Annotated in this window: 21 protein-coding genes; all 21 read left to right on the top strand. The window is 59.2% G+C overall.

What is annotated here, in order from left to right:
* Nucleotides 1-355 precede the first annotated feature (355 nt).
* The 21 genes from rpsB (at nt 356) to eno (ending at nt 25342) form a co-directional block, all read left to right on the top strand.
* On the top strand, nt 356-1093 hold the full coding sequence (gene rpsB / locus OPU96_RS19005; protein ID WP_003189158.1) for a 30S ribosomal protein S2: 738 nt from the start codon (nt 356-358) through the stop codon (nt 1091-1093).
* Between the two features lie 192 nt (nt 1094-1285).
* Nucleotides 1286-2149, top strand: coding sequence for a translation elongation factor Ts (gene tsf, locus OPU96_RS19000; protein WP_017739118.1), 864 nt, complete (start codon nt 1286-1288; stop codon nt 2147-2149).
* Nucleotides 2150-2358: 209 nt separating this feature from the next.
* Nucleotides 2359-3102 (top strand): UMP kinase, encoded by a 744-nt coding sequence (gene pyrH, locus OPU96_RS18995; protein ID WP_003189161.1) that lies wholly within the window; start codon nt 2359-2361, stop codon nt 3100-3102.
* Nucleotides 3099-3656, top strand: coding sequence for a ribosome recycling factor (gene frr, locus OPU96_RS18990; RefSeq protein ID WP_192299353.1), 558 nt, complete (start codon nt 3099-3101; stop codon nt 3654-3656). The genes pyrH and frr overlap by 4 nt, the downstream gene beginning before the upstream one ends.
* 17 nt (nt 3657-3673) lie before the next feature.
* Nucleotides 3674-4429: a polyprenyl diphosphate synthase gene (gene uppS / locus OPU96_RS18985; protein ID WP_226455875.1), complete on the top strand. Its 756-nt coding sequence runs from the start codon at nt 3674-3676 to the stop codon at nt 4427-4429.
* Entirely contained in the window at nt 4430-5236 is an 807-nt protein-coding gene (locus OPU96_RS18980) for a phosphatidate cytidylyltransferase (protein WP_226455874.1), read from the top strand. It begins immediately after the preceding gene.
* A complete protein-coding gene (ispC, locus tag OPU96_RS18975; RefSeq protein WP_305392186.1) occupies nt 5233-6423 on the top strand; it encodes a 1-deoxy-D-xylulose-5-phosphate reductoisomerase in 1191 nt (396 codons plus the stop codon). The genes OPU96_RS18980 and ispC overlap by 4 nt, the downstream gene beginning before the upstream one ends.
* 53 nt (nt 6424-6476) lie before the next feature.
* A complete protein-coding gene (rseP, locus tag OPU96_RS18970; protein ID WP_226455872.1) occupies nt 6477-7829 on the top strand; it encodes a sigma E protease regulator RseP in 1353 nt (450 codons plus the stop codon).
* Nucleotides 7830-7903: 74 nt separating this feature from the next.
* On the top strand, nt 7904-10291 hold the full coding sequence (gene bamA / locus OPU96_RS18965; RefSeq protein WP_226455871.1) for an outer membrane protein assembly factor BamA: 2388 nt from the start codon (nt 7904-7906) through the stop codon (nt 10289-10291).
* Between the two features lie 45 nt (nt 10292-10336).
* Entirely contained in the window at nt 10337-10840 is a 504-nt protein-coding gene (locus OPU96_RS18960; RefSeq protein ID WP_003172279.1) for an OmpH/Skp family outer membrane protein, read from the top strand.
* Nucleotides 10841-10843: 3 nt separating this feature from the next.
* A complete protein-coding gene (gene lpxD, locus OPU96_RS18955) occupies nt 10844-11899 on the top strand; it encodes a UDP-3-O-(3-hydroxymyristoyl)glucosamine N-acyltransferase (protein WP_498559511.1) in 1056 nt (351 codons plus the stop codon).
* A gap of 112 nt (nt 11900-12011) precedes the next feature.
* The gene (gene fabZ / locus OPU96_RS18950; protein WP_003172281.1) at nt 12012-12452 is read left to right on the top strand and encodes a 3-hydroxyacyl-ACP dehydratase FabZ; all 441 of its coding nucleotides are present in this window, start codon (nt 12012-12014) and stop codon (nt 12450-12452) included.
* Entirely contained in the window at nt 12449-13225 is a 777-nt protein-coding gene (gene lpxA / locus OPU96_RS18945) for an acyl-ACP--UDP-N-acetylglucosamine O-acyltransferase (RefSeq protein ID WP_192299346.1), read from the top strand. Before fabZ ends, lpxA begins: the two co-directional genes overlap by 4 nt.
* A 2-nt stretch (nt 13226-13227) precedes the next feature.
* Nucleotides 13228-14367, top strand: a complete 1140-nt coding sequence (gene lpxB / locus OPU96_RS18940) for a lipid-A-disaccharide synthase (RefSeq protein ID WP_226455869.1) — start codon at nt 13228-13230, stop codon at nt 14365-14367.
* Nucleotides 14364-14996 (top strand): ribonuclease HII, encoded by a 633-nt coding sequence (gene rnhB / locus OPU96_RS18935; RefSeq protein ID WP_226455868.1) that lies wholly within the window; start codon nt 14364-14366, stop codon nt 14994-14996. Before lpxB ends, rnhB begins: the two co-directional genes overlap by 4 nt.
* Before the next feature lie 72 nt (nt 14997-15068).
* Nucleotides 15069-18590 carry a DNA polymerase III subunit alpha gene (dnaE, locus tag OPU96_RS18930; RefSeq protein WP_192299343.1) on the top strand — a complete coding sequence of 1174 codons (3522 nt, stop codon included), beginning with the start codon at nt 15069-15071 and terminating at the stop codon, nt 18588-18590.
* A gap of 129 nt (nt 18591-18719) precedes the next feature.
* The gene (locus OPU96_RS18925; protein ID WP_192299342.1) at nt 18720-19667 is read left to right on the top strand and encodes an acetyl-CoA carboxylase carboxyltransferase subunit alpha; all 948 of its coding nucleotides are present in this window, start codon (nt 18720-18722) and stop codon (nt 19665-19667) included.
* 161 nt (nt 19668-19828) lie between these two features.
* The gene (tilS, locus tag OPU96_RS18920; RefSeq protein ID WP_498559510.1) at nt 19829-21139 is read left to right on the top strand and encodes a tRNA lysidine(34) synthetase TilS; all 1311 of its coding nucleotides are present in this window, start codon (nt 19829-19831) and stop codon (nt 21137-21139) included.
* Nucleotides 21140-21412: 273 nt separating this feature from the next.
* On the top strand, nt 21413-23044 hold the full coding sequence (gene pyrG / locus OPU96_RS18915) for a CTP synthase (protein ID WP_498559509.1): 1632 nt from the start codon (nt 21413-21415) through the stop codon (nt 23042-23044).
* Between the two features lie 5 nt (nt 23045-23049).
* The gene (gene kdsA, locus OPU96_RS18910; protein ID WP_010212442.1) at nt 23050-23895 is read left to right on the top strand and encodes a 3-deoxy-8-phosphooctulonate synthase; all 846 of its coding nucleotides are present in this window, start codon (nt 23050-23052) and stop codon (nt 23893-23895) included.
* Nucleotides 23896-24052: 157 nt separating this feature from the next.
* A complete protein-coding gene (eno, locus tag OPU96_RS18905) occupies nt 24053-25342 on the top strand; it encodes a phosphopyruvate hydratase (protein ID WP_003189193.1) in 1290 nt (429 codons plus the stop codon).
* The last annotated feature ends 130 nt before the right edge of the window (nt 25343-25472 follow it).

The raw sequence follows: 25472 nt of genomic DNA, 5'->3' as shown, positions 1-25472 counted from the left end.
AATACGGTTCACGGGCGTGCGACAAAAGGTTACAGAATTCGCACAAGCCCCAAAAAACGCGATTCTAACAGACGCTGGCGTCAAATCATGAGCCCCTGATGATCGCTTCTCTCTATAAGGTAGGGTGATGTTGGCTCTATTCAAGGGCTTGGGTAAATGCGCTGGGCGGCAAATGTGATTGCGGGTTTCGTTTTCGTCGATGCTGTGGTATAAAATGCGCCGCTTTCCGGGGATACCCCGCAAAGCTTAAATCCACACACGTGTCGACACGATGACCTGGGTGCCGGAGGCCTTGATGCCGCTGGTTGGTCATTGGGATACGTGGAGGCCAAACCCGACTTATTAAGGAACTATCATGTCCCAAGTCAACATGCGCGATATGCTGAAGGCCGGTGTGCACTTCGGTCACCAGACCCGTTACTGGAACCCGAAAATGGGTAAATACATTTTCGGCGCACGTAACAAGATCCACATCATCAACCTTGAAAAAACCCTGCCAATGTTCAACGAAGCTCTGACTTTCGTAGAGCGCCTGGCCCAGGGCAAAAACAAGATTCTGTTCGTCGGCACCAAGCGTTCCGCTGGCAAGATCGTTGCTGAAGAAGCAGCACGTTGCGGTTCGCCGTACGTCGATCACCGCTGGTTGGGCGGCATGCTGACCAACTTCAAAACCATCCGTGCTTCCATCAAGCGTCTGCGTGACCTTGAAGTACAAGCCGAAGACGGTACTTTCGCCAAGCTGACCAAGAAAGAAGCGCTGATGCGCTCCCGTGACCTGGAAAAGCTCGATCGTTCCCTGGGTGGTATCAAGGACATGGGCGGTCTGCCTGACGCACTGTTCGTTATCGACGTTGATCACGAGCGCATCGCGATCACCGAAGCCAACAAGCTGGGCATCCCTGTTATCGGCGTAGTCGATACCAACAGCAGCCCGGAAGGCGTTGACTACATCATCCCAGGCAACGATGACGCAATCCGCGCTATCCAGCTGTACATGGGTTCGATGGCTGACGCTGTAATCCGTGGTCGCAACCACGTTGCTGGTGGTACCGAGCAGTTCGTTGAAGAAGCTCCGGTAGCCGCAGCTGAGTAATTGACGCCCTGGCGTTGACTCAGTAAGCAAAAAGGGGGCTTGGCCCCCTTTTTGCCACCTCGAAAACCATTTGTCGGCAGCGCAGCTACATCATCTGTAACGTGCAGCGGCCTACAAAGGTGGTTCGGGAAGAATTGATCCCCCGTTCGATCGGGTGGAATGGTTGAAAACCTATCCAAGAGGAATTTGAAAATGGCAGCAATTACTGCAGCGTTGGTTAAAGAACTGCGTGAGCGTACCGGCGAAGGCATGATGGATTGCAAGAAAGCCCTGGAAAAGGCTGACGGCGACATCGAAAAAGCCATTGATGACATGCGTGCTTCCGGCGCCATCAAGGCTGCCAAGAAAGCAGGCAACGTAGCTGCTGAAGGCGCGATCGCTCTGAAAGAAGACGGCAAGTCCGCCGTTCTGCTGGAAGTGAACTCGCAGACCGACTTCCTGGCTCTGCAAGATGACTTCAAGGCATTCGTTGCTGCCAGCGTTGAAAAAGCATTCGCTGACAAGCTGACTACCGTTGAGCCTCTGATCGAAGCTCAAGAAGCTGCTCGCCTGGTACTGGTCGGCAAGGTTGGCGAAAACGTCAACATCCGTCGCCTGGTTCGCGTTGAAGGTGATGTTGTTGGTGGTTACCTGCACGGCAACAAGATCGGTGTTGCAGTTGTCCTGAAAGGCGGCAACGTCGAGCTGGCCAAAGACATCGCCATGCACGTAGCAGCCAGCAACCCTGAGTTCCTGCTGCCTTCGGAAGTTTCTGCCGAAGCGATCGAGCGTGAAAAAGCTGTGTTCCTGCAGCTGAACGAAGAAAAAATCAAAGGCAAGCCAGAAAACATTGTTGAGAACATGGTCAAAGGCCGTATCAGCAAGTTCCTGGCCGAAGCAAGCCTGGTTGAGCAGGCGTTCGTCAAGAACCCTGAAATCAAGGTTGGCGAACTGGCCAAGAAAGCCGGTGCAGAAATCGTTTCCTTCACTTACTTCAAAGTAGGCGAAGGCATCGAGAAGCCGGTCGACAACTTCGCTGAAGAAGTTGCTGCCCAGCTGGCTGCCGCCAAGCAATAAGACAGTTTTCAACTGTCGCCCGAAAGAGGCTGCCCGCTCACGCGCGCAGCCTCTTTTCAAATGGGAAGGCCAATTTTATTTGGATTCCCTTCGGAACTGGCTTACAAAGCCGTGTTCCGATGGCGCTGTGAGAGCGTCCAGCTAGAGTGAACGCAAGCCGTAAACGGCTCGCCAAGAATTTTTAAAATACGCCGCAGGAGAGATTCGCAATGGCTCAGCAGGGCAGTGGTTATCAGGCTCGCTATAAACGCATTCTACTCAAGCTCAGCGGCGAGGCCCTGATGGGCTCGGAAGAGTTCGGGATCGATCCCAAGGTGCTCGACCGCATGGCGCTGGAAGTCGGCCAATTGGTTGGCATCGGTGTGCAGGTCGGCCTGGTGATTGGTGGCGGTAACCTGTTCCGCGGCGCGGCACTGAGTGCGGCGGGTATGGATCGGGTCACTGGCGACCACATGGGCATGCTGGCTACTGTGATGAACGCCCTGGCCATGCGCGACGCCCTGGAGCGTGCCAATATCTCGGCTATCGTGATGTCGGCTATTTCCATGGTTGGCGTGACTGATCACTATGATCGCCGCAAAGCCATGCGCCACCTGAACTCCAAGGAAGTGGTGATCTTTGCCGCCGGCACGGGTAACCCGTTCTTCACCACCGATTCGGCTGCGTGCCTGCGCGCGATCGAAATCGACGCCGACGTCGTGCTGAAGGCGACCAAGGTCGATGGCGTATACACTGCAGATCCATTCAAAGACCCGCATGCCGAGAAGTTCGATCATCTGACCTACGATGAAGTGCTGGATCGCAAGCTGGGTGTGATGGACCTGACGGCTATTTGCCTGTGCCGCGACCACAAGATGCCGCTGCGCGTATTTAACATGAACAAGCCCGGCGCCCTGCTGAATATCGTACACGGCGGCGCTGAAGGGACTCTGATCGAGGAAGGCCAACAATGATCAACGAAATCAAGAAAGACGCCCAGGCGCGTATGCAAAAATCCCTGGAATCCCTGAGCCACGCATTCGGCCAGATTCGCACCGGCAAGGCGCACCCGAGCATCCTGGGTAGCGTGATGGTGCCTTACTACGGTTCCGATACACCGATCAGCAGCGTCGCCAACATTACCGTTAAAGACTCGCGCACCCTGCAGGTCGTAGCGTTTGAGCGCAACATGCTGGGTGCTGTCGACAAGGCCATCCAGAGCGCCGGCCTGAACCTCAACCCGACCAACCTGGGCGAGTTGCTGTTGATCTCCATGCCGGCCCTGACTGAAGAAACCCGTAAGGGCTTCACCAAGCAGGCTCGCAGCGCCGCTGAAGATGCACGTGTAGCGGTGCGTAACATCCGTCGCGATGCCCTGGGTGAGCTGAAGAAGCTGGTCAAGGACAAGGAAATCAGCGAAGACGAAGAGCGTCGTGCCGTCGCTGACATCGACAAGCTGACCAAAGATGCCGAGGCCCAGATCACCAAGGCCACGGAAGAAAAAGAAAAGGACCTGATGGCCGTATAAGGGGTCAGGACGCCTTCATGGAAAAGACCAAGCAGACTGTACCTTCTATGGTGCCGCGTCACGTCGCGATCATCATGGATGGGAATAATCGCTGGGCGAAAAAACGCTTTATGCCGGGTGTTGCCGGGCATAAAGCGGGTGTCGATGCGGTGCGGGCTGTGATTGAGGTGTGCGCCGAGGCCAAGGTCGAGGTATTGACCCTCTTTGCCTTCTCCAGTGAAAACTGGCAGCGCCCGGCCGATGAAGTCAGTGCCCTGATGGACCTGTTCTTCAAGGCTTTGCGTCGCGAAGCCAAGCGCCTCAACGACAACAACATCAGCCTGCGAATCATTGGTGACCGCTCACGGTTCCATCCGGAGTTGCAGGCGGCCATGCGCGAGGCTGAAGCCATTACTGCCGGCTCCGGCCGGTTTGTGCTGCAGATCGCCGCCAATTACGGCGGCCAGTGGGACATCGCCCAGGCCGCGCAACGCTTGGCCCGTGAAGTACAGGCCGGTCACCTGCGCCCGGACGACATCACGCCCGAGCTGTTGCAAACCTGCCTGGTGACCGGCGACCTGCCGTTACCGGACTTGTGCATCCGTACCGGTGGCGAGCACCGCATCAGCAATTTCCTCCTGTGGCAATTGGCCTACACCGAGCTGTACTTCTCCGACCTGTTCTGGCCGGACTTCAAACACGATGCCATGCGCAATGCGCTGGCCGATTTCGCTTCCCGTCAGCGTCGCTTTGGTAAAACGAGCGAGCAGATCGAAGCTGGAGCCCGGGTTTAAATGCTTAAACAACGAATCATCACAGCACTGATCCTGCTGCCGATTGCCTTGTGTGGGTTTTTCCTGCTCGACGGTTCCGGCTTTGCGCTGTTTATCGGCCTGGTCGTGACCCTGGGAGCCTGGGAATGGGCGCGCCTGGCGGGTTTCAATGCTCAACTGCCGCGGGTGGTGTACGCCGCTGTCGTGGCGCTTCTGCTGTTCCTGATGTACATCCTGCCGGACATCGCACCCTGGGTGCTGGGGGCAGCGGTGTTGTGGTGGGCACTGGCGACGTTCCTGGTGCTGACCTATCCGCGTACCAGCAGCCAGTGGTCCAGCGTTGCCTGCAAGCTGGTGATCGGTTTGCTGATCCTGCTGCCGGCCTGGCAGGGGTTGGTAGAGATCAAGCGTTATCCCATCGGTAATTGGCTGATTCTGGCGGTAATGGTATTGGTGTGGGGCGCCGATATTGGTGCCTACTTCTCCGGTCGGGCTTTCGGCAAGCGCAAGCTGGCGCCGGCGGTCAGTCCCGGCAAAAGCTGGGAGGGCGTGTATGGCGGCCTGGCATTGACGCTGGTCATCACGCTGGTGGTCGGCCTCGTGCGTGACTGGTCGGTGAAGGAGATTTTCCTGGGCCTGCTGGGTACGGCCATCGTCGTCTTTATCTCGGTGGTGGGTGATCTCACTGAAAGCATGTTCAAGCGCCAGGCTGGGATCAAGGACAGCAGCAACCTGCTGCCGGGTCACGGCGGTGTGCTGGATCGTATTGACAGCCTGACCGCCGCTATTCCGATCTTTGCTGTGCTGTTGTGGATGATCGCTTCGTGAGCCGCCTGCAACAGGTGACCGTGCTGGGCGCCACCGGCTCGGTCGGGCTGAGCGCCCTGGACGTGATCGCTCGTCATCCTGATCGTTACCAGGTGTTTGCCCTGACCGGCTTCTCGCGTTTGGCAGAGCTGCTGGCCCTGTGTGTGCGCCATGCGCCTCGCTATGCCGTGGTGCCTGAGGCAGTCGCCGCGCGAGGCTTGCAGGATGATCTGCGGGCCGCGGGCCTGGCGACCGAGGTGTTGGTCGCAGAGGAAGGGCTGTGCCAGGTCTCGGCGGATGCCGAGGTAGACACCGTTGTGGCTGCCATCGTGGGTGCCGCGGGCCTGCGCCCAACCTTGGCGGCTGTCGACGCCGGCAAGAAGATATTGTTGGCCAATAAAGAGGCGCTGGTGATGTCCGGCACACTCTTTATGCAGGCGGTGCGCAAGAGCGGTGCTGTGTTGCTGCCGCTCGACAGCGAGCACAATGCAATCTTCCAGTGCATGCCGGGTGATTTTGCCCGTGGCTTGAGCCAGGTCGGTGTGCGCCGGATTCTGCTGACTGCGTCCGGTGGTCCGTTCCGACAGACTCCGCTGGCCGAGTTGGAGCACGTCTCGCCTGACCAGGCGTGTGCCCATCCGAACTGGTCGATGGGGCGCAAGATCTCCGTTGACTCGGCGAGCATGATGAACAAGGGCCTTGAGTTGATCGAGGCGTGCTGGTTGTTCGATGCCAGGCCTGATCAGGTCGAGGTGGTGATTCACCCACAAAGTGTGATTCATTCCCTGGTCGATTATGTGGACGGTTCGGTATTGGCGCAGCTGGGTAACCCCGATATGCGCACGCCGATCGCCAACGCCCTGGCCTGGCCTGAGCGGATCGATTCCGGCGTGGCGCCGTTGGACCTGTTTGCCATTGCCCGCCTGGACTTCGAAGCACCGGACGAGCAGCGTTTCCCTTGCCTGCGCCTGGCGCGGCAAGCGGCCGAGGCGGGTAACAGCGCGCCGGCGATGCTCAATGCGGCGAATGAAGTGGCTGTGGCGGCGTTTCTTGATGGGCGCATCCGCTTTCCGCAGATCGCGAGTATCATCGAGGACGTACTGGGTCTTGAGCCTGTGGTCGCTGTAAATGATTTGGCGGCAGTGTTCGAGGCTGATGCAAAGGCGCGGGCCCTGGCCGAGCAATGGTTGAACCGCAACGCGCGTTAGTCTGCGGGCGCGTTTGAGCCTTCAGGCACTGGATTGGAATGCGGAGAAATTAGATGAGTGCGCTCTACATGATTGTCGGCACCCTGGTTGCTCTGGGCGTGCTGGTTACCTTCCACGAATTCGGCCACTTCTGGGTTGCGCGTCGTTGCGGCGTCAAGGTATTGCGCTTTTCCGTCGGTTTCGGCATGCCGTTGCTGCGCTGGCATGACCGCCAGGGCACCGAGTTCGTGATCGCGGCGATTCCGCTGGGCGGCTACGTCAAGATGCTTGATGAGCGCGAAGGCGAAGTGCCGGCCGATCAGCTGGACCAATCCTTCAATCGCAAGACCGTTCGTCAGCGTATTGCCATCGTTGCTGCCGGCCCGATCGCCAACTTCCTGCTGGCGATGTTTTTTTTCTGGGTCTTGGCCATGCTGGGCAGCGAGCAACTGCGTCCGATCATCGGTGCGGTCGAGGCTGACAGTATTGCGGCCAGGGCTGGCTTGACCAGCGGCCAGGAAATTGTTGCGATTGATGGCGAGCCAACCACAGGTTGGGGCGCGGTCAACCTGCAGTTGGTGCGTCGCCTGGGGGAGAGTGGCACCATCAATGTGGTGGTACGTGAGCAGGACTCCACGGCCGAATCGCCACGTGAGCTCAAGCTGGACCGTTGGCTCCAGGGCGCGGATGAGCCTGATCCGATCAAGTCCCTGGGCATTCGTCCGTGGCGTCCGAGCCTGCCGCCGGTCCTCGCCGAGCTGGACCCGAAAGGTCCGGCCCAGGCGGCCGGCCTGAAAACCGGCGACCGTTTGTTGGCGCTTGATGGTCAGGCGCTGGCCGATTGGCAGCAAGTGGTCGATCTGGTGCGTGTACGCCCTGATACCAAAATTGTGCTGAAAGTTGAGCGCGAGGGTGCTCAAATCGATGTCCCCGTGACCCTGTCGGTGCGTGGGGAAGCCAAGGCGGCCGGGGGTTACCTGGGCGCCGGGGTGAAGAGTCCGGAGTGGCCGCCGTCGATGCTGCGCGAGGTCAGTTACGGGCCGGTGGCGGCGATTGGCGAGGCTGCGAAACGCACCTGGACCATGAGTGTGCTGACCCTCGAATCCCTGAAGAAAATGTTGTTCGGCGAGCTCTCGGTAAAAAACTTGAGTGGACCGATAACCATTGCTAAAGTGGCGGGCGCTTCTGCCCAGTCGGGTGTCGCGGATTTCCTGAATTTCCTGGCTTATCTGAGTATTAGCCTGGGGGTTCTGAATTTGCTGCCCATCCCAGTATTGGATGGGGGGCATCTGTTGTTTTATCTGGTCGAGTGGGTGCGTGGTCGCCCCTTGTCGGATCGGGTGCAAGGTTGGGGGATACAGATCGGTATCAGTTTGGTGGTCGGGGTGATGTTGTTAGCCTTGGTCAACGATCTGGGACGTCTGTAACGCTTCGCTGAATTGCGAATCTGCCGCATTTTGCGGCAGTTTGTTTATTGCCAGTTGGAATAAGAAAGGACTTCATGAAACGTCTGCTGCTAACTGCGGTTCTCACCGTATTGATGATCGCCGAAGTTCACGCCGAGTCCTTCACCATCTCCGATATTCGCGTCAACGGCCTCCAGCGGGTATCCGCAGGTAGCGTCTTTGGTGCGTTGCCGTTGAACGTCGGGGAACAGGCTGATGACCGTCGCCTGGTGGAATCCACTCGTGCGCTGTTCAAAACCGGCTTCTTTCAAGATATCCAACTGGGTCGCGAAGGCAACGTCCTCGTTATCACCGTGGTCGAGCGACCTTCCGTCGCCAGTATCGAGATCGAGGGCAACAAGGCGATCTCCACTGAAGACCTGATGAAAGGCCTCAAGCAATCCGGCCTGGCCGAGGGCGAGATCTTCCAGCGTGCCACCCTTGAAGGTGTGCGTAACGAACTGCAACGCCAGTACGTTGCCCAGGGCCGCTACTCCGCGTCCGTGGAAACCGAAGTGATCCCGCAGCCTCGTAACCGTGTCGGCCTCAAGGTCAACATCAACGAAGGCACCGTGGCGGCCATTCAGCACATCAACGTGGTGGGCAACACCAAGTTCGCCGATGAAGACCTGATCGACCTGTTCGAACTGAAGACCACCAACTGGCTGTCGTTCTTCAAGAACGATGACAAGTACGCCCGCGAAAAACTCTCCGGTGACCTGGAGCGCCTGCGTTCCTACTACCTGGACCGTGGCTATATCAACATGGATATTGCCTCCACCCAGGTGTCCATCACCCCGGACAAGAAACACGTCTACATCACCGTCAACGTCAACGAAGGCGAGAAGTACAAGGTTCGTGACGTCAAGCTGAGCGGTGATCTGAAAGTTCCCGAAGATCAGGTCAAGGCCTTGCTGCTGGTGCAGAAGGACCAGGTGTTCTCGCGCAAACTGATGACCACGACCTCCGAGCTGATCACCCGTCGCCTGGGCAACGAAGGCTATACCTTCGCCAACGTCAACGGCGTGCCGACCCCACATGATGATGACCACACCGTGGACATCACCTTTGTCGTCGACCCGGGCAAGCGTGCCTACGTGAACCGCATCAACTTCCGTGGCAACACCAAGTCTGCGGACGAAGTGCTGCGTCGTGAAATGCGTCAGATGGAAGGTGGCTGGGCGTCGACATACCTGATCGACCAGTCCAAGACCCGTCTTGAGCGCCTGGGCTTCTTTAAAGAGGTCAACGTCGAAACCCCGGCCGTGCCAGGTGTGGATGACCAGGTTGACGTGAACTACGCCGTAGAAGAACAAGCCTCGGGTTCGATCACCGCGAGTGTCGGCTTTGCACAGAGTGCCGGTCTGATCCTTGGTGGTTCGATTACCCAGAACAACTTCCTAGGTACCGGTAACAAGGTCTCCATCGGCCTGACCCGCAGCGAATACCAGAGCCGCTATAACTTCGGTTATGTCGACCCCTACTGGACTGCTGACGGTGTGAGCCTGGGCTACAACGCCTTCTACCGTACCACCGACTACAAAGACCTCGACGTCGACGTTGCAAGCTATGCGATCGACAGCCTGGGTGCTGGCGTGAACATCGGTTACCCGATCAGTGAGACCTCGCGTCTTACCTTCGGCCTGACCGCGCAACAGGATGAGATCAAGACCGGTGTCTACACCGTGGACGAAATCTTCGACTTCACCCGTCGTGAAGGTGACAAGTTCCTGAACTTCAAGGCGTCCGCCGGCTGGTCTGAGTCGACCCTGAACAAAGGTGTACTGGCGACCCGTGGTCATTCCCAGAGCCTGACCCTGGAAACCACCACGCCGGGCAGCGACCTGTCGTTCTTCAAACTCGATTACCGCGGCCAGCTGTTCCAGCCGTTGAGCGACAACTACACCATGCGCCTGCACACTGAGCTGGGCTACGGTGACGGTTATGGTTCGACCAATGGCCTGCCGTTCTACGAGAACTACTATGCGGGTGGCTTCAACTCCGTACGTGGTTTCAAGGACAGCACCCTGGGCCCGCGTGGTACGCCGAGCCGTGGTGTTGGTGTAACCGGTAACCAGGGCACTGTGGTCGACTCCGACAACAAGCCTCTGCCGTTCGGTGGTAACGTGTTGATTCAGGGTGGTGCGGAGATTCTGTTCCCGCTGCCGTTCGTCAAGGACCAGCGTTCGTTGCGTACTTCGGTATTCTGGGACGTGGGTAACGTATTCGATTCCAAGTGTGAGCAGATCACCAACCCAAGCGGCGTGAAATCTCAGACCCAGTGCAACGACGTGAGCCTGAGCAACCTGGCGAGCTCCGTTGGTGTGGGTGTGACTTGGGTGACTGCGCTTGGCCCATTGAGCTTTGCTCTGGCCATGCCGATCAAGAAACCGGATAACGCTGAAACCCAGATTTTCCAATTCTCCCTCGGCCAGACGTTCTAAGCGTCTGACCCAAGATAACGACAACGGATTCTGTAGGAGTACATCGTGCGTAAGTTGACTCAATTGGTTCTGCTGGCCACCGTGCTGGTAACCACCCCGGCCTTCGCCGAAATGAAAATCGCCGTCCTGAACTATCAGATGGCTCTGCTGGAATCCGATGCGGCCAAGAAGTACGCCGTGGATGCCGAGAAGAAATTCGGTCCGCAACTGACCAAGCTCAAGACCCTGGAAAGCAGTGCCAAGGGCATCCAGGATCGTCTGGTGGCTGGTGGCGACAAGATGCAGCAAGGCGAGCGCGAGCGTTTGGAGCTTGAATTCAAGCAAAAGGCCCGTGACTACCAGTTCCAATCCAAGGAGCTGAACGAAGCCAAGGCCGTTGCCGACCGTGAAATGCTCAAGCAGTTGAAGCCGAAACTCGACAGCGCCGTGGAAGAAGTCATCAAGAAAGGTGCCTTTGACCTGGTGTTCGAACGCGGCGCCGTGATCGACGTCAAGCCTCAATACGACATCACCCGCCAGGTGATCGAGCGCATGAACCAGCTGAAGTAAGCCATGACCGCGACTATCAAGCTCGGCGAGTTGGCCGAGTTCCTGGGAGCCGCCTTGCGCGGCTCCCCGGAGAAAGAAATCACTGGGCTAGCCACCTTGCAGGAGGCTGGCCCAGCTCAGTTGAGCTTCCTCGCAAATCCCCAATACCGTAAATACCTGGTCGACAGCAGAGCCGCCGCCGTGTTGCTCAAAGCCGGCGATGCCGAAGGGTTTGCCGGGGACGCGCTGGTGGTGGCTGATCCGTACCTGGCCTACGCCAAGGCTTCGCACCTGTTCGATCCAAAACCCAAGGCGGCGGGCGGTGTTCATCCGTCGGCGGTAATTGCGGATGATGCCCAGGTTGACCCTGCGGCCAGCATTGGCGCCTTTGCGGTGGTCGAGAGTGGTGCGCGCATTGCTGCCGGTGTCACGGTCGGAGCCCATTGCTTTATCGGCGCGCGCTGCGTAATCGGCGCCGGTGGCTGGCTGGCCCCGCGCGTGACCCTGTACCACGATGTGCGTATTGGTGAGCGTGTAGTCATTCAGTCGGGTGCCGTGATCGGTGGCGAAGGCTTCGGTTTTGCCAACTCCAAAGGTGTCTGGCACAAGATTGCCCAGGTCGGTGGTGTATTGATCGGCGACGATGTGGAAATCGGTGTGAACACTGCTGTCGATCGCGGGGCCTTGGCCGATACCGTGATCGGCAATGGCGTGAAGCTCGACAACCAGATCCAGATCGCCCACAACGTGCAGATCGGTGATCACACCGCCATGGCGGCGTGTGTCGGCATCTCCGGCAGCACCAAGATCGGCAAGCATTGCATGCTCGCCGGTGGCGTTGGGCTGGTGGGCCATATCGATATTTGCGACAACGTCTTCATTACCGGGATGACCATGGTGACCCACTCGATTACCGAGCCAGGCGCCTATTCCTCCGGTACGGCCATGCAGCCCGCAGCTGAATGGCGCAAGAGTGCAGCACGCTTGAGGCATCTGGACGACATGGCACGACGCCTCAAACAGCTGGAAAAGCGTGTTGGTGACGTGACCCCTGGCGGTAATGTTTCATCAGAAGGCTGATACCATTTCCATATCAAGTGTGCACAGCCGCTAGACTTGCCTCCTTGATTTGCTAGCGGGGCGTGCTTTTAGTCCGCCCGCCCCCAATCTTTATTACAGGCTTCCCCCCGAAATGATGGACATCAACGAGATTCGCGAATACCTGCCTCACCGTTACCCGTTCCTGCTGGTGGACCGCGTAGTGGACCTCAATGTTGAGGAAAAGCGCATTCGTGCCTACAAGAATGTCAGCATCAACGAACCGTTCTTCAACGGTCACTTTCCTGCGCATCCAATCATGCCGGGCGTATTGATCATTGAAGCGATGGCCCAGGCTGCCGGTATCCTTGGTTTCAAAATGCTCGACCTCAAGCCTGCCGACGGCACGCTTTACTATTTTGTCGGTTCCGACAAATTGCGTTTCCGCAATCCGGTCACCCCGGGTGACCAGTTGATCCTGGAAGCCAAGTTCATCAGTTGCAAGCGCCAGATCTGGAAGTTTGAATGTCAGGCGTCGGTAGATGGCAAGCCGGTGTGCTCCGCCGAGATCATCTGCGCGGAACGCAAACTATGAGTTTGATTGACCCTCGCGCAATCATCGATCCGTCGGCCGTTCTGGCCGCCGACGTTGAGGTCGGCCCTTGGTCGATCATCGGCGCAGGTGTTGAAATCGGCGAGGGGACTGTCATCGGGCCGCACGTGATCCTCAAGGGACCGACCCGCATTGGCAAACACAATCGCATCTACCAGTTTTCCTCGGTAGGCGAAGACACCCCGGACATGAAGTACAAGGGTGAAGAAACGCGCCTGGTAATCGGTGACCACAACATCATTCGTGAAGGTGTGACCATTCACCGTGGCACCGTTCAGGATCGTGCCGAGACCACGCTGGGTGATCACAACCTGATCATGGCCTATGCCCATATCGGCCATGACAGCGTGATCGGCAACCACTGCATCCTGGTCAACAACACCGCGTTGGCAGGCCACGTGCACGTTGATGATTGGGCGATCCTGTCCGGTTTCACCCTGGTGCATCAGTATTGCCACATCGGCGCCCACAGCTTTTCCGGCATGGGGACCGCCATCGGCAAGGACGTTCCGGCGTTCGTCACCGTGTTCGGCAACCCGGCCGAAGCCCGCAGCATGAACTTCGAGGGCATGCGCCGTCGTGGTTTCAGCGAAGAGGCGATCCACGCCCTGCGTCGCGCCTACAAGGTGGTCTACCGCCAGGGGCTCACCGTTGACCAAGCCTTGACCGAACTGGCCGAGCCGTCAGCGTTGTTCCCGGAAGTCGCGGTATTCCGTGACTCGATCCAGGCGTCGACCCGCGGCATCACGCGCTGATCATGGCCAATCTGCGTATTGCGTTGGTGGCCGGAGAAGCTTCCGGCGACATCTTGGGCGCAGGCCTGATGCGAGCCCTCAAGGCCCAGCATCCTGCGGTTGAGTTTATCGGTGTGGGTGGTCCGCTGATGCAGGCCGAAGGCCTCACTTCCTATTTCCCCATGGAGCGCTTGTCGGTCATGGGGTTGGTGGAAGTGCTGGGGCGTCTGCGTGAGCTTCTGGCTCGGCGCAAACTGCTGATTCAGACCCTCATCGAAGAAAAACCCGACGTCTTTATCGGAATCGATGCGCCGGACTTCACCCTCAACATCGAACTCAAATTGCGTCAGGCCGGGATCAAGACGGTGCACTACGTCAGCCCGTCCGTGTGGGCGTGGCGACAGAAGCGCGTGTTGAAGATCCGGGAAGGCTGCGACCTGATGCTGACCCTGCTGCCGTTCGAGGCCCGTTTCTACGAGGAGAAGGGCGTGCCGGTGCGGTTTGTCGGGCATACCCTGGCCGACACCATTCCGCTGCACGCCGACCGCGCAGCAGCCCGTACCGAACTGGGTTTGGCTGACGGGCCGTTGGTCGCGCTGATGCCGGGCAGCCGTGGCGGCGAAGTCGGGCGCCTGGGGGCGTTGTTTTTTGATGCGGCCGAACGCCTGCTGGCCTTGAAGCCAGGCGTACGCTTCGTGCTGCCGTGCGCCAGCCCGCAACGACGGGCCCAGATCGAAACCTTGCTTGAAGGGCGCAACCTGCCGCTGACCTTGCTCGACGGCCAATCGCACCTGGCCCTGGCGGCCTGTGATGCGGTACTGATCGCCTCGGGCACCGCGACCCTGGAAGCGCTGCTGTACAAGCGCCCAATGGTCGTGGCCTACCGCTTGGCGCCGCTGACGTTCTGGATTCTCAAGCGCATGGTCAAAAGCCCCTACATCTCCTTGCCGAACCTGCTGGCTCAACGCCTGTTGGTGCCGGAGTTGTTGCAGGACGACGCAACGCCCGAAGCCCTGGCGCAAACCGTACTCCCCTTGATCGATGGCGGCGAAGAGCAGACCCGCGGTTTTGATGAGATTCACCGCACCCTGCGCCGTGATGCGTCCAACCAGGCGGCGGACGCCGTGCTGACCTTGATCGGTAAAAAACAGGAAACCCTATGACCACGCAAATGGGCCTGGACTTCAGCCTGGTTGCCGAAGCCCACGAACTGGTGGCCGGTGTCGACGAAGTCGGTCGCGGGCCGCTGTGCGGCGCGGTAGTCACGGCGGCGGTGATCCTTGATCCGAACCGTCCGATCCTCGGTCTCAACGACTCGAAAAAACTCACCGAAGCCCGCCGCGAAAAGCTCTTCGACGAGATCTGTGAAAAAGCCTTGAGTTGGCACATTGCCCGTGCCGAAGTCGAGGAAATCGACGAGCTGAACATTCTCCACGCCACCATGCTCGCCATGCAGCGCGCGGTCGAAGGCCTGCACATCACGCCAAAAATGGCGATGATCGACGGCAACCGCTGCCCCAAACTGGCGATGCCCTCTGAAGCCGTGGTCAAGGGTGATAGCAAAGTGCCGGCGATTGCCGCGGCGTCGATCCTGGCCAAGGTCAGCCGTGACCGTGAAATGGCTGCTTTCGAATTGACCTACCCCGGCTACGGCATCGGTGGTCACAAAGGCTACCCGACGCCCGTTCATCTGGAAGCCTTGGCCCGCCTGGGTCCAACGCCGATCCATCGTCGCTCGTTCGCCCCGGTGCGCCTGGCTTACGAGGCACGGGAGCGTCTCGCAGAGGTGTAGTCGCGAGGCTGATGTTTTTGCCAAGGCCCGGTACAATCCGGGCCTTGTTGTTTCCACGTATAAGAGATCACTATGCCGGCTTCATTCGTTCACCTGCGCCTGCACACTGAATACTCCCTGGTCGACGGCCTGGTACGGATCAAACCGCTGGTCAAAACCCTGGTGGGCATGAACATGCCAGCGGTGGCGGTGACCGATCAGAACAACATGTGTTCCCTGGTCAAGTTCTACAAAAATGCCATGGGCGCCGGCATCAAGCCGATCTGTGGTGCCGACCTGTGGTTGTCCAACAAAGATCCGGACAACGCCCTGAGCCGCATCAGCCTGCTGGCGATGAACGGCGTCGGTTATCGCAACCTCACTGAACTGATTTCCCGCGGTTTCATCGACGGCCAGCGCAATGGCTCGATCATTATCGAGCGCGAATGGGTCGCCGAGGCCAGTGAAGGCCTGATCATGCTGTCGGCCGCCAAAGAGGGTGAGATCGGTCTCGCGCTGCTCGGCGGCAACCCCCAGGAAGCCGAAGTACTGGCCCGCGAGTGGATGCAGGTCTTCCCCGACCGTTTCTACCTGGAAGTGCAACGCACCAACCGCCCCAACGACGAAGAGCATCTGCACGCCGCCGTCGCCCTGGCCGACAAGCTGGGCGCGCCGTTGGTGGCGACCAACGATGTGCGCTTTATCAAGAAGGAAGATTTCGAGGCCCACGAAACCCGCGTGTGCATCGGCGAAGGCCGGGCCCTGGATGACCCGCGTCGCTCGAAGAACTACAGCGAGGAGCAATACCTCAAAAGCGCCGACGAGATGGCCGAGCTGTTCAGCGACCTGCCGGAAGCGCTGGAAAACTCGGTGGAGATCGCCAAGCGCTGCAATATCGAAGTGAAGCTGGGCAAGCACTTTTTGCCCAACTTCCCGATTCCCGATGGCATGACCATCGACGAATATTTCCGCAAAGTCTCGTTCGACGGTCTGGAAGAGCGGTTGAGCGTTCTGCTGCCCAAGGACACCACCGAGGACTACGAGGCCAAGCGCCAGGTCTACGTGGATCGGTTGAATTTCGAGCTGGATATCATCATCCAGATGGGGTTCCCCGGTTACTTCCTGATCGTGATGGACTTTATCCAGTGGGCCAAAAGCAATGGCGTACCCGTTGGGCCCGGCCGGGGGTCGGGTGCCGGTTCGTTGGTGGCCTATGTACAGAAGATCACCGACCTCGACCCGCTGGAATATGACCTGCTGTTCGAGCGATTCCTCAACCCGGAACGGGTTTCCATGCCCGACTTCGACGTCGACTTCTGCATGGACGGCCGCGACCGCGTAATCGAATACGTGGCCGAGAAATATGGCCGCAATGCGGTAAGTCAGATCATCACGTTCGGCTCCATGGCTGCCAAGGCTGTAATCCGCGACGTGGCGCGGGTGCAGGGCAAGTCCTACGGCCTGGCGGATCGTCTGTCGAAGATGATTCCGTTCGAAGTCGGCATGACCCTGGAAAAGGCTTACGAGCAGGAAGAAATCCTGCGCGACTTCATCAAGGTCGATGAAGAGGCCGCCGAAATCTGGGACATGGCGCGCAAGCTCGAAGGTGTAGTGCGTAACGTCGGTAAACACGCCGGTGGTGTGGTAATTGCACCTACCAAGCTCACCGACTTTTCGCCGATCTATTGCGACGAGGCCGGTGACGGCCTGGTAACCCAGTTCGACAAGGACGACGTGGAGGCGGCCGGCCTGGTGAAGTTCGACTTCCTCGGCCTGCGGACCCTGACGATCATCGACTGGGCGCTCAAGACCATCAACCGTGACCGCGCCAAGGTCAACGAAGCGCCACTGGATATTGCCTTTATCCCGCTGGACGACAAACCAACGTACCAGTTGCTGCAAAAAGCCGAGACCACGGCGGTGTTCCAGCTTGAGTCGCGCGGCATGAAAGAGCTGATCAAAAAGCTCAAGCCCGACTGCCTGGAAGACTTGATCGCACTGGTGGCGCTGTTCCGTCCGGGCCCGCTGCAATCGGGCATGGTGGATGACTTCATCAACCGTAAGCACGGACGTGCCGAGCTGGCTTACCCGCACTCGGACTATCAGTACGAAGGCCTCAAGCCCGTACTGGCACCGACCTACGGCATCATCCTGTATCAGGAACAGGTGATGCAGATCGCCCAGGTCATGGCCGGTTACACCCTTGGCGGTGCGGACATGCTGCGTCGGGCCATGGGTAAGAAAAAACCCGAGGAGATGGCCAAGCAGCGCGGCGGCTTCATTGAAGGTTGCGCGACCAACAATATCGACGCCGACCTTGCAGGTAACATCTTCGACCTGGTGGAAAAGTTCGCCGGCTACGGTTTCAACAAATCCCACTCCGCCGCCTACGGCCTGGTGTCGTACCAGACCGCTTGGCTGAAGGCCCACTACCCGGCGCCATTCATGGCGGCGGTACTCTCGGCGGATATGCACAACACCGACAAGGTCGTGACCTTGATCGAGGAAGTGCGCACCATGAAGCTGCGCCTCGACGCGCCGGATGTGAACGCCTCGGAGTTCAAGTTCACGGTGAACGACGAAGGCCGTATCATTTACGGCCTGGGCGCGATCAAAGGTGTGGGCGAAGGCCCGGTGGAAGCGATTGTCGAAGCGCGTCAGGACGGGCCGTTCAAGGACCTGTTCGACTTCTGCGCGCGGGTCGACCTCAAGCGCATCAACAAACGTACCCTTGATGGCCTGATCCGCAGCGGTGCACTCGACCGTCTCGGCCCGTATTTCCACGATGAACCGAAAGCTTACCAAGCCAATATCGACCGTAACCGCGCGGTGTTGCTCGCCGCCATGGAAGAGGCGATCAAGGCCGCCGAACAGACCGCCCGCACCCACGACAGCGGCCACGCCGACTTGTTTGGCGGTTTGTTCGTCGAAGAAGATGCGGATGTGTACGCTAACCACCGCAAGGCCAAGGAGTTGACCCTCAAGGAACGTCTCAAGGGTGAAAAAGACACCCTGGGCCTTTACCTCACTGGTCATCCGATTGACGAATACGAGGGCGAAATCCGTCGTTTCGCCCGTCAACGCATCATCGACCTGAAGCCGGCGCGAGACACCCAGACCGTCGCCGGCATGATCATCGCCCTGCGGGTGATGAAAAATAAGAAAGGCGACAAGATGGGCTTTATCACCCTCGATGACCGCTCGGGGCGGATCGAAGCGTCGCTGTTTGCCGATGCCTTCCACTCGGCCCAGTCGTTGTTGCAGACCGATGCCATGGTCGTCGTGGAGGGGGAGGTCAGCAATGACGACTTTTCCGGCGGCCTGCGCCTGCGGATCAAGCGGGTGATGAGCATGGAAGATGCGCGCACCAATCTTGCCGAAAGCCTGCGCCTGAGGGTCAAGACCGAGGCGCTCAAGGGCGATCAGCTACGCCTGTTGGGCGAATTGCTCAAACGCCATCGTGGCGCGTGCCCGGTGACCATGGAGTACACCGGCAGCGATGCCAAGGCGATGTTGCAGTTCGGCGAGACCTGGCGAATTGATCCTGCGGATGGCTTGATTCAAGCTTTGCGTGACCAGTTCGGCCGTGACAACGTCTTCCTCCAATACCGTTGACGGTCAGATATGTCTGATCTCGACTAAATATTTAATCTCGACCTAAACGCGCCTCTCCCTTAAGGTAGGGCGCGAATAGACAACCGGCTGGCCAGGCACTCCCTGGCCGTCGACCCAAGACGGACGCTTATGAACCCGAATTTTCTTGATTTCGAACAGCCGATCGCTGACCTGCAAGCCAAGATCGAAGAGCTGCGCCTGGTCGGCAATGACAATTCGCTGAATATCGGCGATGAAATCTCGCGCCTGCAAGACAAGAGCAAGACGCTGACCGAAGACATCTTCGGCAAGCTGACCAGCTGGCAGATCGCGCGCCTGGCCCGCCACCCGCGCCGTCCATACACCCTGGACTACATTGACCACATCTTCACCGAGTTCGACGAGCTGCATGGCGACCGCCACTTCTCCGACGACGCGGCCATCGTGGGCGGTATCGCTCGCCTGGACGACCAGCCAGTGATGGTGATCGGTCACCAGAAAGGCCGTGAAGTGCGCGAGAAAGTACGTCGCAACTTCGGCATGCCGCGCCCGGAAGGCTACCGCAAGGCGTGCCGCCTGATGGAAATGGCTGAGCGCTTCAAGATGCCGATCCTGACCTTCATCGACACTCCGGGTGCGTACCCGGGTATCGACGCTGAAGAGCGCAACCAGAGCGAAGCGATTGCCTGGAACCTGCGCGTCATGTCCCGCCTGAAGACCCCGATCATCGCCACCGTGATTGGTGAAGGTGGTTCCGGCGGTGCACTGGCCATCGGTGTCTGCGATCAGCTGAACATGCTGCAATATTCGACCTACGCGGTGATCTCGCCGGAAGGTTGCGCCTCGATCCTGTGGAAAACCGCAGAAAAGGCGCCGGACGCTGCCGAAGCCATGGGCATCACTGCCGATCGTCTCAAGGGCCTGGGGATCGTGGACAAAGTGATCGCCGAGCCACTGGGCGGCGCCCACCGTGACCCGGCTGCCGCGGCTGCGACCATCCGCGCAGAATTGGGCTCGCAACTGGCGATGCTCAAGAAGCTGGATAACGAAGCGCTGCTGGCCCGTCGTTACGAGCGCTTGATGAGCTACGGTCTGTAATTCGACATAGCCCTAAAATGTGGGAGCGGGCTTGCTCGCGAAAGCGGTGGATCAGTCAACCTTTTCAGTGACTGACACTCTGCATTCGTGAGCAAGCCCGCTCCCACATTTGCTTTGTGTATGCTGGGTTATCGTATGCCAGATCAGTGGCGGTGTTTTTCATGAAATCCTCCTTGTCCGCCAAGCTCCTTCACGCCCTCTCTGCCTGGCGCAACGCCCCGGCCTGGCATATCGCTTTCTCCGGCGGGCTCGACTCCACTGTCCTGCTGCACCTGCTCGCTAACACTGAGCATCTTCCTCCCCTCAGCGCCATCCATGTCCACCACGGCCTGCAAGCTGTCGCCGACGCCTGGCCAGCGCATTGTCAGTCGATGTGTGACGCTCTGGGCGTGCCCCTGCGCGTCATGCGCGTGCAAGTCCGGCCCGGCGCCAGCCTTGAGCGTGCCGCCCGTGATGCGCGCTACCAGGTGTTTGCCGAGGTGACCGGGGCAGGGGAGGTGTTGCTCACTGGCCAGCATCGTGATGATCAGGCCGAAACCCTGCTGTTTCGCCTGTTGCGCGGGGCAGGCGTGCGGGGATTGTCGGCAATGCCTGCGCAGCGCCCCTTGGCGGGCGGTCATCTGGTGCGACCGTTGCTGGAGGTATCGCGGGCTGAGTTACAAGCCTATGCCAGCGAACATCAACTCACGTGGATTGAAGATCCGTCCAACACCGACCCGCGGTTCTCGCGCAACTACCTGCGCCACCGAGTGTTCCCGGTACTCACGGAGCGTTGGCCGCAAGCGGTCTCCAGCCTGGCGCGCGCCGCCGAGCACCTGGGGGAGGCGCAAGGGTTGCTCGACGAATTGGCGCAACTGGACCTGCGTACCGCTGACCAGCCCTCCGCCTTTCCCTGGTTGCCATTGCCGTCATTGGCCCTTGCGCCGTTGCGCGAACTTTCCGATGCCCGCCAACGCAACACCCTGCGTCATTGGCTGACGCCGCTGACTCGGTTACCCGACAGTGACCATTGGGCCAGCTGGCATTCCCTGCGGGACGCCAAGGGCGACGCGCAGCCCCTGTGGCACCTTGCCGATGGCGAGTTGCACCGTTGTGGCGAGCGCATCTGGTGGCTGCCTACCGCTTGGTCGGAATTTTCCGACGCATCGGTGAGCTGGCCCGATCCACAAATCCCACTAGAGTTACCCGGCAATGGTCGCCTGAGACTGATCGGCACGGCCCCTGACGGCCCACTGGTGATCCGCTATCGCCAGGGCGGCGAAGCCATCGAAGTGCCGGGCCGTGGCCGGCGTGACGTGAAGCGCCTGCTGAATGAATGCGGCTTGCCGGGCTTTGTCCGTGGCAGATTGCCGCTGCTGTATCGGGGTGAGCAATTGCTGGGTATCCCAACCCTCGCCGGGCTATGGCCCAACTCGGCCAGCGACTGGCAATTACATTGGATGCCACAGAACTGCGATCAAGGTTTGAGCTGATAGCGCCTTTCCGGTAGACTACGCTCCCTTCTTGATACAACTTCTGTGGATTCGCCTGAATCGCAGCAGTTGCCGATTACCAAGCAGTCTTTGCTGGGCGATTCCAAAAAATGTGTAGCGATCAACGTACCGGTGTTTCATTGCTGGTCTGTCACAACGCGGCGGTTTTTTTGAAAGGTGCACTGTGATTAATGCAGGTGATCGGGGGCTTCGGCCTCTCTTCGCTTTCCCCGGCGGCTCGGACCGCTTTAACGCAGACTTCTAGGGTTTTTCATGACGCGCTACATATTCGTCACGGGCGGTGTTGTTTCTTCATTGGGGAAAGGCATCGCATCGGCTTCATTGGCGGCCATCCTGGAGGCGCGGGGACTTAAGGTCACCATGCTCAAGCTGGACCCGTACATCAACGTTGACCCGGGCACCATGAGCCCGTTCCAGCACGGTGAAGTGTTCGTCACCCACGACGGCGCCGAGACCGACCTGGACCTGGGCCACTACGAGCGGTTCATCCGCACGACCATGACCCAGAACAACAACTTCACCACAGGCCGTGTCTACGAGCACGTGCTGCGCAAAGAGCGCCGTGGTGACTACCTGGGTGCAACCATCCAGGTGATCCCGCACATCACCGACGAAATCAAGCGCCGCATCATCAAGGGTGCAGGCGATGCCGACGTGGCGATGGTCGAGATCGGTGGCACCGTGGGTGACATCGAATCCCAACCGTTCCTCGAAGCCATCCGCCAGTTGCGTTTCGAAGTCGGCGCCAAGCGCGCGATGTTGATGCACCTGACACTGGTGCCGTACATCGCCACCGCTGGCGAAACCAAAACCAAGCCTACCCAGCACTCGGTCAAGGAACTGCGTTCCATCGGCCTGCAGCCGGACGTGCTGGTGTGCCGCTCCGATCACCCGATCGACATTTCCTCGCGTCGCAAGATCGCGCAATTCACCAACGTTGAAGAACGTGCGGTGATCGCGCTGGAAGACGCCGACACCATCTACAAGATCCCGGGCATCCTGCATTCGCAAGGCCTGGATGATTTTGTGGTCGAGCGTTTCGGCCTGCAATGCAACGGTGCGGACCTGTCCGAGTGGGAAGCCGTGGTTGACGCCAAGCTCAACCCAGAGCACGAAGTCACCATCGCCATGGTCGGCAAGTACATGGAATTGCTGGATGCCTACAAGTCGCTGATCGAAGCGATGAGCCACGCGGGCATCAGCAACCGTACCAAGGTCAACCTGCGCTATATCGATTCCGAAGACATCGAGAACCAAGGCACCGCCTTGCTCGAAGGTGTGGACGCGATCCTCGTTCCAGGCGGCTTCGGCCTGCGTGGCGTGGAAGGCAAGATCACTGCCGTGCAGTACGCTCGTGAGAACAAGGTGCCGTACCTGGGGATTTGCCTGGGCATGCAAGTGGCCGTTATCGAGTTCGCCCGTAACGTGCTGGGTTGGAAAGACGCCAACTCCACCGAGTTCGACAGCAAGAGCGGCCACCCGGTCGTGGGCCTGATCACCGAGTGGGAAGATGCCACCGGCGCGGTCGAAACCCGTACCGAAGCCTCCGACCTGGGCGGCACCATGCGCCTTGGCGCGCAAGACTGCCTGCTGGAAGTGGGCTCGCTGGTTCACGATTGCTACGGCAAGGACGTGATCGTCGAGCGTCACCGTCACCGCTACGAAGTGAACAACAACCTGCTGCCGCAAATCAAAGAAGCCGGCCTGAAAATCTCCGGTCGCTCCGGTGATGGCGCACTGGTTGAAGTGGTTGAAGCACCGGATCACCCATGGTTCGTCGCTTGCCAGTTCCACCCGGAGTTCACCTCGACGCCGCGCGACGGTCACCCGTTGTTCAGCGGTTTCGTCAAGGCGGCACTGACGCAACACCAGAAGAAGGCGTAACCCTGATGGCCCAGAAGATCATTCGCGTCGGCGACATCGAGATTGCCAACGACAAGCCCATGGTGCTGTTTGGCGGCATGAACGTGCTGGAAAGCCGCGACATGGCGATGCAGGTCTGTGAAGAGTACGTGAAGGTCACCGAGAAACTCGGTATCCCTTACGTATTCAAGGCCAGCTTCGACAAGGCCAACCGTTCGTCCGTGACGTCCTATCGCGGCCCGGGCCTTGAAGAAGGCATGCGGATCTTCCAGGACATCAAGCAAGCCTTCGGCGTGCCGATCATCACCGACGTCCACGAGCCTGAACAGGCTGCCGTGGTCGCCGAGGTGTGCGACATCATCCAGTTGCCGGCCTTCCTGTCGCGCCAGACCGACCTGGTCGTGGCGATGGCCAAGACCGGCGCTGTGATCAATATCAAGAAAGCCCAGTTCCTCGCGCCCCAGGAGATGAAACACATCCTGAACAAGTGCGTGGAAGCGGGTAACGACCAGTTGATCCTCTGCGAGCGCGGTTCGAGCTTCGGCTACAACAACCTCGTGGTGGACATGCTCGGTTTCGGCATCATGAAACAGTTCGAATACCCGGTGTTCTTCGACGTGACCCACGCGCTGCAAATGCCCGGTGGTCGTGCCGATTCCGCCGGTGGGCGCCGTGCCCAGGTGCTGGACCTGGCCAAGGCCGGCATCAGCCAGTCCCTGGCTGGCCTGTTCCTGGAAGCCCACCCGGACCCGGATAACGCCAAATGCGACGGCCCATGCGCCCTGCGCCTGGACAAGCTGGAGCCGTTCCTGGCCCAGCTCAAGCAGTTGGACGAACTGGTCAAGAGTTTTCCGACGGTAGAGACCGCGTAAGCCGCGTTTCTCCGGTAAAGTATCCCACGCTAAAAGCTCAGGCCCCCGGGCCTGAGCCTTGTCGCCTGCAAGCCTGCCCCGTTGTTCCACCCTTGCGGTCGGTCAAAAGTTTTCCTTCAGCTGCGTCGTTTTCGTCAACTTTGGAGTGTTTACAACAATGGCAAAAATCGTCGACATCAAAGGTCGTGAAGTTCTCGACTCCCGTGGCAACCCCACCGTCGAAGCCGACGTGCTTCTCGATAACGGCATCATCGGCAGCGCCTGCGCGCCGTCCGGTGCTTCTACCGGTTCGCGCGAAGCGCTGGAACTGCGTGATGGCGACAAGAGCCGTTACCTGGGCAAGGGTGTACTGAAAGCTGTTGCCAACATCAACGGCCCGATCCGTGACCTGTTGCTGGGCAAGGACCCGCTGGACCAGAAAGCCCTGGACCACGCGATGATCAAGCTCGACGGCACCGAAAACAAAGGCAGCCTGGGCGCCAACGCCATCCTCGCCGTGTCCCTGGCTGCCGCCAAGGCTGCTGCACAGGACCAGGACCTGCCGTTGTACGCGCACATTGCCAACCTGAACGGCACCCCGGGTGTCTACTCGATGCCAGTACCGATGATGAACATCATCAACGGTGGCGAGCACGCTGATAACAACGTCGACATCCAGGAATTCATGGTGCAGCCGGTTGGCGCCAAGTCCTTCTCCGAAGGCCTGCGCATGGGCACCGAGATTTTCCACCACCTCAAGGCTGTGCTGAAGGCCCGTGGCCTGAGCACTGCGGTGGGTGACGAAGGTGGTTTCGCACCGAACCTGGCGTCCAACGAAGATGCACTCAAAGTGATCTCCGAAGCCGTGGCCAACGCTGGCTACAAGCTGGGCACCGACGTGACCCTGGCACTGGACTGCGCGGCCAGCGAGTTCTACGAAGATGGCAAGTACAACCTGTCCGGCGAAGGCCAGGTGTTCAACTCCGAAGGTTTCGCTGAATACCTGAAGGGCCTGACCCAGCGCTACCCGATCATCTCGATCGAAGACGGCCTGGACGAGTCCGACTGGGACGGTTGGAAAATCCTCACCGACAAGATCGGCGAGAAGATCCAACTGGTGGGCGACGACCTGTTCGTGACCAACACCAAGATCCTGAAAGAAGGCATCGATAAAAAGATCGCCAACTCGATCCTGATCAAGTTCAACCAGATCGGCACCCTGACCGAAACCCTGGAAGCCATCCAGATGGCCAAGGCTGCGGGCTACACCGCCGTGATCTCGCACCGCTCCGGCGAAACCGAAGATTCGACCATTGCCGACCTGGCCGTGGGCACTTCGGCTGGCCAGATCAAGACCGGCTCCCTGTGCCGTTCGGACCGCGTTTCCAAGTACAACCAATTGCTGCGTATCGAAGAGCAACTGGCAGGCAAGGCCAAGTACAACGGTCGCGGCGAGTTTCGCGGCTGATGGTTAAATGGTAAAAGTCGTCTGATAGCGTCGCAAATTTCACGATGAAGTGAATTTCGACGCTAATCTCATGGCTACCGAGCACAAGCCTGGTTCTTCCAGGCTTCGTGCTATCAGTTGCTGCAAAAGT

The organism is Pseudomonas sp. RP-B7 (assembly GCF_059803535.1).
The sequence above is the reverse complement of the archived record's forward strand: the minus strand, read 5'-3'. Positions and strand labels throughout refer to the sequence as shown.

Coding starts and splice junctions, on each gene's coding strand:
- rpsB (WP_003189158.1), top strand. CDS start 356: ATGTCCCAAGTCAACATGCGCGATATGCTGAAGGCCGGTGTGCACTTC.
- tsf (WP_017739118.1), top strand. CDS start 1,286: ATGGCAGCAATTACTGCAGCGTTGGTTAAAGAACTGCGTGAGCGTACC.
- pyrH (WP_003189161.1), top strand. CDS start 2,359: ATGGCTCAGCAGGGCAGTGGTTATCAGGCTCGCTATAAACGCATTCTA.
- frr (WP_192299353.1), top strand. CDS start 3,099: ATGATCAACGAAATCAAGAAAGACGCCCAGGCGCGTATGCAAAAATCC.
- uppS (WP_226455875.1), top strand. CDS start 3,674: ATGGAAAAGACCAAGCAGACTGTACCTTCTATGGTGCCGCGTCACGTC.
- OPU96_RS18980 (WP_226455874.1), top strand. CDS start 4,430: ATGCTTAAACAACGAATCATCACAGCACTGATCCTGCTGCCGATTGCC.
- rseP (WP_226455872.1), top strand. CDS start 6,477: ATGAGTGCGCTCTACATGATTGTCGGCACCCTGGTTGCTCTGGGCGTG.
- bamA (WP_226455871.1), top strand. CDS start 7,904: ATGAAACGTCTGCTGCTAACTGCGGTTCTCACCGTATTGATGATCGCC.
- lpxD (WP_498559511.1), top strand. CDS start 10,844: ATGACCGCGACTATCAAGCTCGGCGAGTTGGCCGAGTTCCTGGGAGCC.
- fabZ (WP_003172281.1), top strand. CDS start 12,012: ATGATGGACATCAACGAGATTCGCGAATACCTGCCTCACCGTTACCCG.
- lpxA (WP_192299346.1), top strand. CDS start 12,449: ATGAGTTTGATTGACCCTCGCGCAATCATCGATCCGTCGGCCGTTCTG.
- lpxB (WP_226455869.1), top strand. CDS start 13,228: ATGGCCAATCTGCGTATTGCGTTGGTGGCCGGAGAAGCTTCCGGCGAC.
- rnhB (WP_226455868.1), top strand. CDS start 14,364: ATGACCACGCAAATGGGCCTGGACTTCAGCCTGGTTGCCGAAGCCCAC.
- dnaE (WP_192299343.1), top strand. CDS start 15,069: ATGCCGGCTTCATTCGTTCACCTGCGCCTGCACACTGAATACTCCCTG.
- OPU96_RS18925 (WP_192299342.1), top strand. CDS start 18,720: ATGAACCCGAATTTTCTTGATTTCGAACAGCCGATCGCTGACCTGCAA.
- tilS (WP_498559510.1), top strand. CDS start 19,829: ATGAAATCCTCCTTGTCCGCCAAGCTCCTTCACGCCCTCTCTGCCTGG.
- pyrG (WP_498559509.1), top strand. CDS start 21,413: ATGACGCGCTACATATTCGTCACGGGCGGTGTTGTTTCTTCATTGGGG.
- kdsA (WP_010212442.1), top strand. CDS start 23,050: ATGGCCCAGAAGATCATTCGCGTCGGCGACATCGAGATTGCCAACGAC.
- eno (WP_003189193.1), top strand. CDS start 24,053: ATGGCAAAAATCGTCGACATCAAAGGTCGTGAAGTTCTCGACTCCCGT.